Genomic DNA, 14823 nt, shown 5'->3' with positions numbered 1-14823 from the left:
ATTTTTTAGGTATATGTTGGTTATGAATCCAATTTGTTGAACCTTTATAATTATCAAGGTTTGCTATTTGATAATTTAAGACTGTATATAGAAAGGAATAATGAATAATTCTCATTTTTATTGATAAATGTGAAATAGCGCATATTTTTTCTAAATAAATAGTTTAAAATGAAGCCAGTCATATTTTTTAAATTGTAATTATTTTAGGAGAAACAAATGAAAGCTGCAGTTATTAGACAAGAATGCGATGGTCAAGTTGAAATTAAAGACGTTCCTGTTCGCCCATTAGAGGCCGGGGAGGCTTTGGTTGAGGTTGAGTATTGTGGGCTTTGTCACACTGATCTTCATGTCGCTGCTGGCGATTTCGGTAAAAAACCAGGTCGAGTAATTGGTCATGAAGGTGTGGGTATTGTGACTAAAATTGCACCTGATGTAAAAAGTTTGAAGGTTGGAGATCGTGTTAGTATTGCATGGTTCCATGCAGGTTGCGGTACCTGTGAATATTGTATATCTGGTAACGAAACATTTTGCCGAAGTGCTTTAAACTCAGGTTATACTGTCGATGGTGGTATGGCTGAGCAATGTATTGTTAAAGCTGATTATGCGGTAAAAGTGCCAGATGGCTTAGATCCAGCTCAAGCAACTAGTGTGACTTGTGCAGGTGTAACTACTTATAAAGGAATTAAGGTTGCTGACACTAAACCTGGTCAATGGCTAGCAGTTTTTGGTATTGGTGGACTTGGTACTTTGGCTATCGAATATGGTAAAAATGTTTTTAACAATAAAGTTGTTGCGATTAGTAACAGTGATAGCCAGCTAGAGTTATGTAAGAAACTTGGTGCTGATTTAGTGGTTAATCCTAAAAAAGTGGCTGATGTTGGTGCTTACATAAAAGAACATACCGATGGTGGTGTGCATGGTGCGGTGGTAACTTCAGTTACTAAAACAGCATTCAATCAGGCTATTGGTTCTGTACGTCCATTAGGTCGAGTTGTAGCTTTGGGTCTACCTTCTGAAACAATGGATTTAAGTATTCCTAAGACAGTTCTAGATGGTATTCAAGTGCTCGGCTCATTAGTTGGTACTCGAGAAGATTTAGCGGAAGCATTTCGTTTTAGTGCCGAAGGTAAAGTTGTACCAATGGTTGAAAAACGCCCTCTTGAAGATATCAATGATATGATTGACGAGATGAAAGCAGGTAAAATTCGTGGTCGTATGGTTATTGATATGAAAATGAAGAAAAAATAGTAATTATTGAGTGATTAACTCATTGAAAGTCAGCTTTATGCTGACTTTTTTATTGATAGTAATTTCTAATTTGAAAAGCTTTTTTCGATTAAAGTTAATCTTGCTTGTTTTTTATAAATAAAGTCCTATTATAGGCAAGTTTTGCTTTATTGATCAGTTTAAGAGGTTATTTATGTCTGAACACAATTTAGAGAATAATTTGCGGAAAGATCTTGGTTTAGTTTCTGCATTATCACTAGTTGTTGGAATGGTTTTAGGCGCTGGTGCATTTATGAAACCACCCGCTGTATTAGAAGTCGCTGGCGATTATAATTTTGCTTTGTTAGCGTGGATTATTGGTGGAATTTTTTCAATTTGTGGTGGTTTAACGTTATGTGAACTTGGTGTTATGTTCCCAAAAACTGGGGGCATGCTGGTTTATTTAGAAAAAATTTATGGAGCTAAAGTTTCTCATCTATATGGTTGGATGATCACTGTGCTTTTTGCGCCATCTTTAGTTGGTGCTTTGGTTGGTTATTTTAGCTCAGTATTTTGTTTATTATTTGGGATCAATGATGCCTATCGTATGGCGGTAAGCGCTGGTGTTTTGGGGCTTATTGCATACATTAATTCAATAGGCGTGAAACAGGCTGGATATCTGCAAACGATTGCTACCTTTTGTAAGCTTGTCCCAATCTTATTGTTAGCAATATTTGGATTATGGAAAGGTAATGGGCAAGTTGCACTATTTAGTGCTAGTGGTCAAGGTATTGAAACTTATGCGCCATTTGCAGTAGCAATTTTGGCAACGCTATTTGCTTATGATGGATGGGCGCAAGTTGCCTCTGTTGCTGGTGAAATTCGTAATCCATCAAAAGTATTACCTAAAGCAATTATTCTAGGCATAATATTTTTAGTAATTGTTTATGCATGTATTAATATTGCACTGTTCAAGATATTTCCAGTACAAGAAATGGTTACGCTTGGCCATGACGCTTCAGCAGTTGCTTCACAGCGCATGTTTGGGCATTTAGGTGGTAATTTAGTTGCTGTTGGTATTATGGTTTCAATTCTAGGTGGTATTAATGGTTATATCATGACATTATCTCGAACTATCTTTAGCATGGGAGAGCGAGGAACCATTATTGGAGCAAAATTCCTAAGTACCATTGATGACGATAGTCGTTCACCGGTGAATGCAATTATTATCCTAGTTGTGTTTTCCTTCCTTTATTCAACGCTACTTGATGCTGATCGTTTATCTGAAATTTCGATGTTTTCTATTTGGGTATTCTATTTATTAACCTTTATTGGGGTAATTATCGCCAGGAAAAAATTTGCTGATACACCAAGACCTTATAAAGTAATTGGTTATCCAGTTATTCCTCTTATCGCTATTTTAGGTGCTGGATATGTTATATACGGTATGTTAATTCACCAAACTGTAAATGGGATAGCCTCGATAGTGTTAACACTAATTGGTTTACCTCTTTATTACTATTTTGATAATAAAAATAAACATATTGAACTTTCACTTGGTGAAGTAAAGAAATACCAATTTAAAACCAAGTATATGATTGCAATATCTTCAATTATTATTGTTTTAGGTTTAATCGCCTATGGTTATTTTATAATCAAATAATCGTTAAGCACATTTATTAAACAATTGTTAATCAAAACCGACTGCGGTCGGTTTTTTGTAATCAAAAAGTTAAACCTAATCAGCAATCAAACCATAAATATTTTGATCGTGAAAAGTTTCATTAATATATTCAGCTTGTTTTAAAGTACCTTCATAACTAAAACCACAGCGTTTGGCCAAAGCATTACTTTTTTCATTATAAACAGTACACTTAATAACAAATCGTCTAATTATTTTTTGCATAGCATAATACTTTATTAATGCATTGATTGCGACGGTCATAATTCCATTGCCCTGTTTTGAGCTATCTAGCCAATAACCGATATAAGCTGTTTTATTATTTTTATCAATCTGATTAAAAGATAGTAATCCAATAGCTTGACCTTTTAATAAAATGACATAGGTTTTGCTTTCATTCTGTTGATGTTTTAACCAACAAGAATCTAAAAACTGCGCTGTATCCGCTTGGTTTTTCACAAATTTAGGCCATACCATAAATTGACTAAAGTACTCTCTATTGCTAGCGATAATATTATAAATATCTGATGCATATTGATTATTTGCTGGTACTAAGCAAAGATGTTTATTAACATCAATTATATCTTTTGGATTATTGGTCATTATTAACTTTTTTAAAATACCTAACAAAGTTGCTTAAAGATTTTAAACAAATTATGTTGTCATGTATATTAAATAAACGACGTTGTTGAAAGTTGATAGGCTAAGTTGTAGTAAGATGAAGTAGTATAAAATTGCCAGACTAACAAGTCTGGCATCATATTGTTACTTAATGAAAAGATAATAATCTATTTTTCATTGTTACTTTTTTTAGGTTTTGTTAATGCATTATGTACAACTAACAAAGCAAAAATAGCGATAAAGATTCCCATAATAATATCTTTATTGAACCATTTTGCCATATTGCCCAGAATAATTCCTACACCACAAAAGTCTACATCAGAGAAAGTTGTATTAGAAAAACCAAGTGACCCTAAAACTGGTAATAAAAGTACTGGTAGGAATGTCACTAATAAGCCATTTGCAAATGCACCAAGCATTGCACCTCGACGGCCTCCCATAGCATTACCAAATACGCCAGCAGTTGCACCACAGAAGAAATGAGGTACAACACCCGGTAAAATAAGTACAGCATTTAGTTGTCCTAGTACAAATAATCCAACTAATCCACCAAGAAAACTAAATAAGAAGCCAATTAATACTGCATTTGGTGCATAAGGGAAAACAACAGGACAGTCTAAAGCAGGTTTTGCATTTGGTACTAATTTTTCTGAGAAACCAGTAAATGCAGGAACAATTTCAGCTAAAATAAGTCTAACCCCTTGAAGGATGATGAATACACCTGCCGCAAATGTGATGGCTTCAATAATCGCATAAACTAAATAATTATCTCCTTTACTTAGGTTTGTTTGAATATAATCAGGGCCAGCAAATATAGCTAAAATTAAGTAGATAATCATCATTGTTAATGAGATAGAAATTGAGCTGTCACGTAAAAAACTTAAGTTTTTTGGTAAATTCATTTCTTCAGTAGAACGTGAGCCTTTACCAAAGGCAGAACCAAGCCAACCCGCTAATACATAACCTAAGGTTCCGAAATGACCGAATGCAACATCATCATTGCCAGTTATTTTTCGCATATGTGGTTGGGCTAAAGCTGGGAAGAATGCCATGATTAAGCCGAGAACCAATGAGCCAGTAAATACTAATTGCCAACCTTCAAATCCAGCAACGGTCAAAATAATACTGATCATACATGCCATATAAAAAGTATGATGGCCAGTTAGAAAAATATATTTTAAGCATGTGAATCTTGCAACCATAATATTGGCAACCATACCGAATGCCATAATTAACGCGGTTGCTGTACCATATTCATTTAATGCCATTGAAACGATGGCTTCATTATTAGGGATGATACCTTGAAGTTTAAAAGCTTCTTCAAACATTAAACCTAAAGGAGTAATTGCACTGATTAAAACCGTTGCACCACCACCTAATACTAAAAAACCTAAAATTGTTTTAACCGTTCCTTTAACTGTATCTGCAAATGATTTTCGTTGTGCTAATAGCCCAACCATGGCGATTAGACCTACGAGTATTGCTGGTACTTTTAAGATATCAACAACGAATTTAATTACTTCTTGAATCATAGCATTACCTCATAATTAGGCTTTATTAAAATGTTCAACGAGTTTTTGCTCTAAATCGTTGATATCAATAATATTGTTTAAAACTACTAATTTATCTTGTGGAATGCCAGAACTTGCTGCTAGATCTTTAGTCATCACAAAAAGATCTGCTTGTTCTGGTGTGGCTGAGGCAAGATCGGCATGTGTTACTTCAGCATCAATGTTTAATTTTTTGAGTACTTTTTTGATATTCATTTCAACCATGAAACTACTACCAAGTCCTGAACCACAAACAGCCATAATTTTCATATTATTTATCCTTATATTAATTGGTTTGAATTTAATAACGATCAATTACTGTTAAAATTTCATCGCTATTTTTAGCATTAAAAATTGTATCAACATCATTTGATTCAGCGAATAATGAAGCTAACTGAGTTAACATTTCGATGTGACTAGTGCTATCACTTGCGGCTAACAAAGTAATTAAATAAACAGGATCATTTTCTTCTGAATTAAAATTAACGCCATTTTTAACTAATAGCATCGATAATCCTAAATTATTTACTCCTTGTTCTGGTCTGGCATGAGGCATTGCAATTCCTGGTGCTAATACATAGTAAGGACCAATTGATTCATGTAGCTGAAAGATAGCATCAATATAGTTTGGTGTTATTGATTGATTCTCTAATAATGGAGTGGCGCAAAGCTCTATTGCTTCTTTCCAATCTTTGACAGAATCAACAATTTTTACCGTTTGACCAGTTAGCCATTGATTTAACATTTTACCTCCGAAAAACTGATTTATTATTTGTTAATATTACGATAATAGAAAATTAACACATTGGCTAACAATAATAATTTAAAAAAAACAAAAATGTGATAGCGCTATCATTTTTTAGTCAATAATTTTTCTATTTTGTGATTTGGATAGCATTTTTAATATATATTTGAAAAAAAATTGTTATTGCATAATATTATAATAATCTCTCTTCTTTTGATTAAATATTTAAATTAGTAAGTTAACTTATTGTAATTATTTGTTTTGTGAAATTTTGAAGTATACATTTAACTATTAGTTAGTTCTAATTGAGATCAGATATGCAGGATACAAAAAAGCGCAGAAGTACAGGTCAAACAACTTTATTTGATGTCGCTAAATATGCTGGTGTTGGTACGATGACTGTTTCAAGAGCATTACGAACGCCAGATAAAGTGTCGGATAAACTGCGTCAAAAAATCCAACTAGCAGTTGAGACATTAGGCTATAAACCTAATATAGCAGCCAGTTTACTCGCATCAGCTTCTGCCAATAAAGTTATTGCAGTCATTACTACAAAAATTTATGAAGATTCAACCCGTATAGCACTCAATTCACTGCAAGCATATTTACTCAAAGAAGGTTATACCACAATTATATTTGAATCTTATTATTTCTATAAACGTGAATCACAACTATTAGATACTCTCTATAGTAATAATCTTGAAGCGATATTGCTCTTTTATATTGAAAATGATGATTTTGTTGAAAAAATATTAAACAATAAAACGATTCCTACTTTCAATATTGGTAAGTCGTATGATGAAGTGGCAAATATACATATCGAAGTGGATGATAGTTTAGCAATGTGTATGTTGACTGAACATGTAATAAAAAAAGGCTATCGCCATATTGGTTTACTTTGTGCTGACCATCAATGTCATGTTTTTCAACAAAGGTTACATGGTTGGCATAAAGCTATGTTAAACAATCATTTGCCAACACATAGAATAATTAATCCGGCAAAACCAGCTAATTTTAGTACTGGTAGTGCATTGTTACCTGATATCTTGTTGAACTGGCCTGAAATAGATGCATTAGTTTGTACTACCGATGAGTTGGCGTGTGGTGTGCTCTATGAATGTCAAAGACGACATATTCGCGTTCCTTATCAATTAGCCGTTTGTGGATTTGGTGATAGCGAATTTAGTCAGGTAAGCATTCCAACCCTCACTACTGTTTCTTTACCTTCAAAGAAAAAAGGGGAATATATCGGTAATTTATTATTGAATGAATTAACAGATAAAGGTGGTCATTCAAGTTTCGAAATATCAACTCTGGTACCAACAATTTGTTTAAGAGATAGTTTGTAATTTAACCAGAAAATTAATTATTTAAAGAAATACTTTAAGTTTGAATTAATCTAATAGCTATGATAATAAAATGAATGGATGAGAGCGAGGATTGACTCGCATTTTATGCTCGCCCTACGGGTCGTTGCTAAAGCAACGCTGTCTCGTTCTACTTGGCTCGAACCTCTTATCGGTTCGAATCAAATGCATCGTTGTAGTAATAAAAAAGCCCACTCAAACGAGTAGGCTTTCTTATTAAATTGGTCGGCGAGAGAGGATTCGAACCTCCGACCCACTGGTCCCAAACCAGTTGCGCTACCAAGCTGCGCTACTCGCCGTTAGGAAGCGCATAATACTGCGCTAACTATAATGTGTCAATAGTTGATATATAAATTTTAGCAACTTTGTTCGGCTTTGTTACCTAATGGTGCTGGTGTTTTACCTATTCGTTGATAGAATTCAGTAACAAACGCTTCATATCGTCTATTTGCTACCGCTTCGCGTATTTCAGCCATTAAACGTTGATAATAACGTAAATTGTGAATAGTATTTAAGCGAGCTCCCAATATTTCACCGCATTTATCTAAATGATGAAGATATGATTTTGTGTAGTTTTTACAGGTATAACAATCACAGTGCGGATCTAGTGGTGTCGTATCGTCTTTATATTTGGCATTACGAATTTTTATAACCCCATTGGTAACAAATAAATGACCATTACGAGCGTTTCGAGTTGGCATTACGCAGTCAAACATATCGATACCTCGACGTACGCCTTCAACTAAATCTTCTGGTTTACCAACACCCATTAAATAACGCGGTTTATCGGCTGGTAATTGTGGGCAGGTTCCTTCAAGTATGCGGTGCATATCTTCTTTCGGTTCACCAACCGCAAGTCCACCAACCGCGTAACCATCAAAACCAATTTCGGTTAATCCCTTAATTGAAATATCACGTAATTCTTGATGTATACCGCCTTGTACAATACCAAATAATGCATTTTTGTTATTTAGTTCATCAAAACGTTGTCGGCTACGTTTTGCCCAACGTAAGGACATCTCCATTGATTTTTTGACATAATCCCATTCAGCAGGAAAGGGGGCACATTCATCAAAAATCATTACAATATCAGAACCAAGATCATATTGGATTTCCATTGAAATTTCAGGAGATAAGAAAATTGAATCACCATTAATTGGATTACGAAAATAAACACCTTCTTCTTTTATTTTACGAATATCACCAAGACTAAAAACTTGAAATCCCCCTGAATCGGTTAAGATTGGTCCTGACCACTGCATGAAATCATGAAGATCTCCGTGTTTGCGCATAATTTCCTGTCCTGGTCTTAACCATAGATGAAAAGTATTACCCAATAAGATTTGTGCTCCTGTTGCTTTTACTTCTTCAGGAGTCATACCTTTTACTGTGCCATAGGTACCAACCGGCATAAAGGCAGGAGTCTCAACGGTATATTCCACTCCACGACGATCAAACTTCATACGGCCACGACGAGCTAAGCCGTCAGTATTATCTAACTCAAATTTCATTTTTATATTAACCTCTTGCGACCAAATAAACAGTTTGGCGCCAATTATTGCTATAATACAAACTTGTATTATTAAATAGTGGCGCCTAGTGTATCGTGCTAAGCTTAATTAGACAATATTTGTAAGGATTTTCGAACCATTGAAATCTATTATTTTATTTATCTCATGTGTTGTAATACTTATGCAGGTTGGATGTCAAAGCCAAACTAGAATACCACCAACTATTGTTTCACCTGAAGGAGTTAAAAGCTTATCGGAAAATGATATATTGGCAATTAGTCAACAAGCTTGTATTGAAAATGACAATAGAGCGATTATTCCTCCTGATTATCATCATCTTAATCGTCGATTATCTAAAATAGCCCAAAGTTTACCAAAACGAATAAATAATATTGAATTAAACTATAAGGTTTATATTGATACAGACCCCAATGCTTGGTCAACAGCTAATGGTTGTATTCGAATAAATAGTGGTTTAATAAAATTACTTGAAGATAATGAGTTACAAGCCGTACTTGCGCATGAACAGGCTCATATAGCCCTAAAACATGGGATAAGTTTGTTTCGACAAGCTCCTTATATTGAAATTACTGATAAAGCTAATGAACTTGTAATTATTGTAAAAGAAGAAACCTCACATCAATATGAGGTTGAAGCAGATAGTTATGCTTTTAATTTATTAGTGCGAGAAAGTATAGATCCAATTGGTTTGCTCAATATGTTAACAAAAATGCCAATTCATTCTAAAAATCAACCTACCTCACATCCATCAAGAATAAAACGAATGGCCAATATTGTTGATAGATTGAATTATCATTAACTATTTTTAATTTATTGAATATAAATGATTTATTCTGGATATAAATCATTTATTATTGGTAATTAGCATTGCATCACCATAACTAAAGAATTGATATTTTTCTTTTACGGCATACTGATAAGCATTCATGGTGTTTTCATAACCAGCAAATGCTGAAACCAGCATAATTAATGTTGATTCAGGTAAATGGAAGTTAGTGATAAGAGAATCAATGACTTTAAATTGATAGCCAGGGTAAATAAAAATTCGGGTGTCAGCAAAAAAAGGTGCTATAGTTCCAGTTTGTTGTGCCGCACTTTCAAGAGCTCTGACCGATGTTGTTCCTACAGCAATAACTTTATTTCCACGAGCTTTACAGTCTAAAACCGCTTTCACAACTGATTCTGGAACTTCTGCATATTCGGCATGCATAATATGGGTTTCAATATTTTCAACTCTGACCGGCTGAAATGTACCAGCGCCCACATGTAAGGTAACAAATTCCATCTCAACACCCTTTTGTTTAAGTTTGTCTAATAAAGGCTTATCAAAATGAAGACCTGCAGTTGGAGCTGCGACAGCTCCGGGAACTTTGCTATAAACGGTTTGGTATACTTCACGATCTTGAGCATCATCAGGGCGATCTATATAAGGTGGTAATGGAATATGGCCAATTTCATTTAAAATGCTAAGCACATCGTCAGGAAATTGTAGCTCAAATAATGCATTATGGCGTGCTACCATAGTAACTTGGATATTATCATTTTCACCTAAAATAAGTTCCGCTCCTATTTTAGGCGACTTTGAGGCTTTAATATGTGCAAGTGCTCGATTTCCCTCTAACAATCGTTCAATCAATACTTCAATTTTTCCACCTGATACTTTTTTTCCATATAACCGTGCAGGAATGACTTTAGTATTATTGAAAATGAGTAAATCACCAGCATTTATATAATCAACAATATCTGTAAATACTTTATCTTCAATTTTACCTGTATGGCCATCAAGTGCTAATAATCGACAAGAACTTCTTGTTTCTGAAGGGTATTTTGCTATCAGTTCTTTGGGGAGAGTAAAATTGAAATCAGACAGTTGCATAATTATGTTCCTCAAAAAATGAGGCACTAGTCTAAATGGCTAATTATCTCTAAGCAAGTAATTATTTGTTGATTATTATTAAAGTTGCGTTAAAATTCAATTTATCTAACATTTATGTTAGAAGAAAGTAAAGTCTGTTAATATAAGGAAAATATTATGAAAAAACATCAAAAAACATTGCTTGTTGCACTACCTTTAGTTGCAGCTATGTCTTTAGCTGGCTGTAAAAATATGAGTGCTAGTGATTTAACTAGTCTTGGTATGAAAGGTTTAAAAGCAGCAACACTCAGTGATAATGATGTGAAATCATTAAGCCAACAATCATGTGCGCAAATGGATGCTCAATCAAAAATTGCTCCAGCTAAAAGTGCTTATACTAAACGCTTAAATAAAATTGCTAAAGCTCTTGGTAATAATATCAATGGAACTCCAGTTAACTATAAAGTGTATATCACTAAAGATGTTAACGCTTGGGCAATGGCTAATGGTTGTGTTCGTGTTTACAGTGGTTTAATGGATATGATGACTGATAACGAAATTCAAGGCGTTTTAGGTCACGAATTAGGTCACGTAGCTTTAGGTCATAGTAAAAAAGCAATCCAAGTTGCTTATGCAACAGAAATTGCTCGTGATGCAGCGGCGGCATCAGGTAACAGTACTGTTGCAGCATTATCTAAATCTTCTTTAGGTGCTTTAGCTGAAGCTGTTATCAATGCTCAATTCTCTCAATCACAAGAACAAGACGCTGATAATTTCTCTTTTGATTATTTAGTTAAGAAAAAAATCAATCCAGCTGGTCTTGCAACTGCATTTGATAAATTAGGTGGTGGTGATGCATCAATTTTAAGTAGCCATCCATCTTCAGCAAAACGTGCTGAAAATATTCGTAATAAATTAGCTGAATTAAAAAGATAATTCATTTAAATAATTTATTAGAAAAAAAGCGCCTTTTTGGCGCTTTTTTATTGGTTACTGTTTATGATTAATAATCATAAATAACAAGCTTAAGCAACGATTAAGCAATTTAATACTTTGTTGAAATAAAAAATAGTTTTTAATAGTTGAATATCCCCCTATTGATAATTAGAGGGATATAGGAATTAAATTATGCTTGTTTATAGTTAGATAAAAAGTGTGCGAATCGAGCTATAGCGTCTTGTAGTTCTCCAGTATGAGGTAAAGCAACAATTCTAACATGATCTGGTTTATGCCAATTAAATCCACTTCCCTGAACTAACAGTACTTTTTCTTGTAACAAAAAGTCTAAAACTAATTTTTGATCGTTATGAATATTAAATTTTTTCTGATCCAGCTTAGGGAATAGATATAAAGCACCCTGAGGTTTGGTACAAGAAACGCCGGGAATATCATTTAATAAACGCCATGCCAACATACATTGATCATAGAGTCGACCGCCAGGCACAATAAATTCGTTAATACTTTGATAACCACCCAATGCTCCTTGAATTGCATGTTGTAGTGGTACATTGGCACATAAACGCATTGAAGCTAACATATTTAGACCTTCAATATAGCCTTTAACGTGTTGTTTTGGCCCACAAAGTGCCATCCAACCTTGCCTGAAACCAGCAACTCGATAAGTTTTCGATAAACCACTCATAGTAATAACAAATAGATCTGGCGCTAAAGCTGCTATTGAATGATGTACTGCATCATCATATAAAATTTTATCGTAAATTTCGTCAGCAAAAATAATTAAATTATTTTGGCGTGCGATTTCCGCTATTTCGAGTAAAACCTCTTTACTATAAACTGCGCCAGTAGGATTATTTGGGTTAATAATCACAATCCCTTTGGTTTTAGGGGTGATTTTTTGTTTGATATCTTGTAAATCAGGTGACCAATTAGCTTCTTCATCACAAAGATAGTGAACCGCGTTACCACCAGATAAACTAACGGCAGCAGTCCAAAGTGGATAATCAGGCATTGGTACTAATATTTCATCACCACTATTAAGTAATGCTTGCATTGATTGAACAATTAACTCAGAAACACCATTACCAATATAGATATCTTCTACATCTAAATTAGTAATTCCTCTGGATTGATAATGCTGCATAATCGCTTTACGAGCAGAATAAAGACCTTTTGAATCACAATATCCTTGTGATGTTGGTAGGTTGCGAATAACATCCACTAATAGTTCATCTGGAGCAGTAAAACCGAAAGGGGCGGGATTTCCAATATTAAGTTTAAGAATGGTTTGACCTTCTTCTTCAAGCTTTTTTGCATGTTCAAGAATTGGTCCACGAATGTCATAACAAACATGATCCAATTTATTGGATTTTTGAAAATTCACCATAATAACGCCCTTTCATTTTATCTTTTTGTTTTTTATTTTGATTAAAAAAACAATCTACTCCTATTTAGATAATTTTTGAAGGTGTTATTATAAACAACTCAATAAATATTTTTTAAGTGTATAAAATTTGTGCGGAGAGTGTGATGAAAACAATTTTAACGGTAATAGGTAAGGACCAAACAGGAATTATTGCAGGGATAAGCCAAAAGTTATATGAATTAAATATTAATATTTTAGATGTTAGCCAAACTATCATGGATGAGTATTTTACCATGATTATGTTATTAGATTTATCTAAAATTAACGCCACTTTTGATGAAGTTAAAAATACTTTAGTACATACCGGTGAGCAGTTAAAAGTTAAAGTGAATATACAACGAGAAGAAATTTTTGATGCAATGCATCGTTTATAAGCTCAATTTCATATTTTTACGAAAGGATAGAACTAATGGAAACAAAACAGATCCTCGAAACAATTAAAATGATAGAGGAAGAAAAACTTGATATCCGCACAATAACCATGGGTATATCTCTTCTTGATTGTATTGATAGTGATGGCGCAAAAGCGCGTCAAAAAATATACGATAAAATTACGCGATTAGCGAAAGATTTAGTTAAAGTTGGTGATCAAATTACTTCTGAATTTGGTATCCCTATTATTAATAAACGTATTTCGGTTACGCCGATATCATTGATTGCAGGCGCAAGTGACGATAAAGACTATGTTGCTTTTGCTAAAATACTCGATGAAGCAGCCAAAGCGGTTGATGTTAATTTTATAGGTGGATTTTCTGCATTAGTGCAAAAAGGTTACCATAAAGGCGATGAAATTCTTATTAAATCAATTCCACAAGCATTAGCACAAACCGAACGAGTTTGTTCATCAGTTAATGTCGGTTCTACTCAAACTGGTATTAATATGGATGCAGTAAAGCAAATGGGACAAATTATTAAAGAAGCGGCCGCATTAACCGCCGATAATAGTAGTATGGCTTGTGCAAAATTAGTGGTATTTGCTAATGCAGTTGAAGATAATCCATTTATGGCTGGTGCTTTTCATGGTATTGGTGAAGCTGACTGTGTGATTAATGTCGGTGTGAGTGGGCCGGGTGTAGTTAAGCGAGCATTGGAAAAAGTTAAAGGTCAGCCTTTTGATGTTGTTGCTGAAACCATTAAAAAAACAGCCTTTAAAATAACTCGTATGGGGCAATTGGTAGGTAAAGAAGCGTCAGAACGGTTAGGGGTTAAATTTGGGATTGTTGATTTATCATTAGCACCAACTCCAGCTATCGGTGACTCAGTAGCACATATTTTAGAAGAAATGGGACTAGAAGTTGTTGGAACACATGGAACTACCGCTGCGTTAGCGATGCTGAATGATGCCGTAAAAAAAGGTGGCGTAATGGCTTGTGGCCATGTAGGTGGATTAAGTGGTGCATTTATTCCTGTCTCAGAAGATGCAGGTATGATTGATGCGGTAAACAATGGGGCACTAAACCTTGAAAAATTAGAGGCCATGACTTGCGTTTGCTCAGTGGGGCTAGATATGATTGCTATTCCTGGTGATACACCAGCTGAAACTATTTCAGCAATTATCGCTGATGAAGCAGCAATTGGCGTAATTAATCATAAAACTACGGCTGTCAGAATTATCCCTGCGGTAGGTTTGAAAGTAGGCGATAATATTGAATTTGGTGGTTTACTTGGCCATGCGCCAGTAATGCCTGTAAATAAATTTAGTTCATGTGATTTTATTAGTCGTGGTGGGCGTATTCCAGCTCCAATTCACTCCTTTAAAAATTAAGTTATTATGATTCTGCCTTAAATATTTATTTAGGGCAGAGTTACAAATTATTTCTCATCATAAAACATATCGATAACATAGATTCAATGTTTAGTGTGCTTATTCTAAATTGTTCATA

General features: G+C 34.3%; 14 protein-coding genes, 1 tRNA gene and 1 other RNA gene. 7 read left to right on the top strand and 9 right to left on the bottom strand.

The features are described 5' to 3' along the window. The first annotated feature begins 216 nt into the window (after positions 1-216). Positions 217-1248 (top strand): alcohol dehydrogenase AdhP, encoded by a 1032-nt coding sequence (adhP, locus tag H3U96_RS07445; RefSeq protein ID WP_065578293.1) that lies wholly within the window; start codon positions 217-219, stop codon positions 1246-1248. A 172-nt stretch (positions 1249-1420) separates the two neighbouring features. Then, positions 1421-2869, top strand: coding sequence for an APC family permease (locus H3U96_RS07440; RefSeq protein WP_198196163.1), 1449 nt, complete (start codon positions 1421-1423; stop codon positions 2867-2869). 75 nt (positions 2870-2944) lie between these two features. On the opposite strand, the gene rimL is transcribed toward H3U96_RS07440, so the two are convergent. The 4 genes from rimL to H3U96_RS07420 all read right to left on the bottom strand — a co-directional run bounded on the left by rimL (position 2945) and on the right by H3U96_RS07420 (position 5803). Then, positions 2945-3490, bottom strand: coding sequence for a 50S ribosomal protein L7/L12-serine acetyltransferase (rimL, locus tag H3U96_RS07435; RefSeq protein WP_198196161.1), 546 nt, complete (start codon positions 3488-3490; stop codon positions 2945-2947). A gap of 185 nt (positions 3491-3675) precedes the next feature. Further along, complete coding sequence (locus H3U96_RS07430; RefSeq protein ID WP_065578295.1) at positions 3676-5040, bottom strand: PTS ascorbate transporter subunit IIC; 1365 nt, start codon at positions 5038-5040, stop codon at positions 3676-3678. 15 nt (positions 5041-5055) lie between these two features. Continuing rightward, positions 5056-5328: a PTS sugar transporter subunit IIB gene (locus H3U96_RS07425; protein ID WP_034900870.1), complete on the bottom strand. Its 273-nt coding sequence runs from the start codon at positions 5326-5328 to the stop codon at positions 5056-5058. A 31-nt stretch (positions 5329-5359) separates the two neighbouring features. Then, positions 5360-5803: a PTS sugar transporter subunit IIA gene (locus H3U96_RS07420; RefSeq protein WP_065578296.1), complete on the bottom strand. Its 444-nt coding sequence runs from the start codon at positions 5801-5803 to the stop codon at positions 5360-5362. A gap of 317 nt (positions 5804-6120) precedes the next feature. Here H3U96_RS07420 and H3U96_RS07415 point away from each other — a divergent pair, with 317 nt between their 5' ends. Further along, the gene (locus tag H3U96_RS07415) at positions 6121-7152 is read left to right on the top strand and encodes a LacI family DNA-binding transcriptional regulator (protein ID WP_065578297.1); all 1032 of its coding nucleotides are present in this window, start codon (positions 6121-6123) and stop codon (positions 7150-7152) included. 75 nt (positions 7153-7227) lie between these two features. Here H3U96_RS07415 and H3U96_RS07410 read toward each other — a convergent pair. The 3 genes from H3U96_RS07410 to tgt form a co-directional block, all read right to left on the bottom strand. Continuing rightward, positions 7228-7358, bottom strand: a non-coding RNA gene (locus H3U96_RS07410) — RtT sRNA. A 34-nt stretch (positions 7359-7392) separates the two neighbouring features. Further along, positions 7393-7469: transfer RNA gene (locus H3U96_RS07405), tRNA-Pro, on the bottom strand. Positions 7470-7526: 57 nt separating this feature from the next. Further along, positions 7527-8681, bottom strand: coding sequence for a tRNA guanosine(34) transglycosylase Tgt (tgt, locus tag H3U96_RS07400; protein WP_034900864.1), 1155 nt, complete (start codon positions 8679-8681; stop codon positions 7527-7529). Between the two features lie 139 nt (positions 8682-8820). Between tgt and H3U96_RS07395 the strand changes: the two genes are divergently transcribed. Next, complete coding sequence (locus H3U96_RS07395) at positions 8821-9501, top strand: M48 family metalloprotease (RefSeq protein ID WP_086365155.1); 681 nt, start codon at positions 8821-8823, stop codon at positions 9499-9501. Positions 9502-9546: 45 nt separating this feature from the next. On the opposite strand, the gene queA is transcribed toward H3U96_RS07395, so the two are convergent. Then, entirely contained in the window at positions 9547-10578 is a 1032-nt protein-coding gene (gene queA / locus H3U96_RS07390; protein ID WP_198196159.1) for a tRNA preQ1(34) S-adenosylmethionine ribosyltransferase-isomerase QueA, read from the bottom strand. Positions 10579-10734: 156 nt separating this feature from the next. On the opposite strand from queA, the gene H3U96_RS07385 reads away from it, so the two are divergent. Beyond that, positions 10735-11493 carry a M48 family metallopeptidase gene (locus H3U96_RS07385; RefSeq protein WP_034900860.1) on the top strand — a complete coding sequence of 253 codons (759 nt, stop codon included), beginning with the start codon at positions 10735-10737 and terminating at the stop codon, positions 11491-11493. 190 nt (positions 11494-11683) lie between these two features. Here the strand turns inward: H3U96_RS07385 and H3U96_RS07380 are convergent, their stop codons facing one another. After that, the gene (locus H3U96_RS07380; RefSeq protein ID WP_065578302.1) at positions 11684-12901 is read right to left on the bottom strand and encodes a pyridoxal phosphate-dependent aminotransferase; all 1218 of its coding nucleotides are present in this window, start codon (positions 12899-12901) and stop codon (positions 11684-11686) included. Between the two features lie 143 nt (positions 12902-13044). On the opposite strand from H3U96_RS07380, the gene H3U96_RS07375 reads away from it, so the two are divergent. Together H3U96_RS07375 and H3U96_RS07370 are read left to right on the top strand one after the other, a co-directional pair. After that, positions 13045-13314 (top strand): ACT domain-containing protein, encoded by a 270-nt coding sequence (locus tag H3U96_RS07375; RefSeq protein WP_034900855.1) that lies wholly within the window; start codon positions 13045-13047, stop codon positions 13312-13314. Positions 13315-13349: 35 nt separating this feature from the next. Next, positions 13350-14705 (top strand): PFL family protein, encoded by a 1356-nt coding sequence (locus H3U96_RS07370; protein ID WP_198196157.1) that lies wholly within the window; start codon positions 13350-13352, stop codon positions 14703-14705. Positions 14706-14823 lie beyond the last annotated feature (118 nt).

Source organism: Gilliamella sp. M0364 (assembly GCF_016100565.1).
In the GTDB taxonomy this organism is placed as follows: domain Bacteria; phylum Pseudomonadota; class Gammaproteobacteria; order Enterobacterales; family Orbaceae; genus Gilliamella; species Gilliamella apis.
The sequence above is the reverse complement of the archived record's forward strand: the minus strand, read 5'-3'. Positions and strand labels throughout refer to the sequence as shown.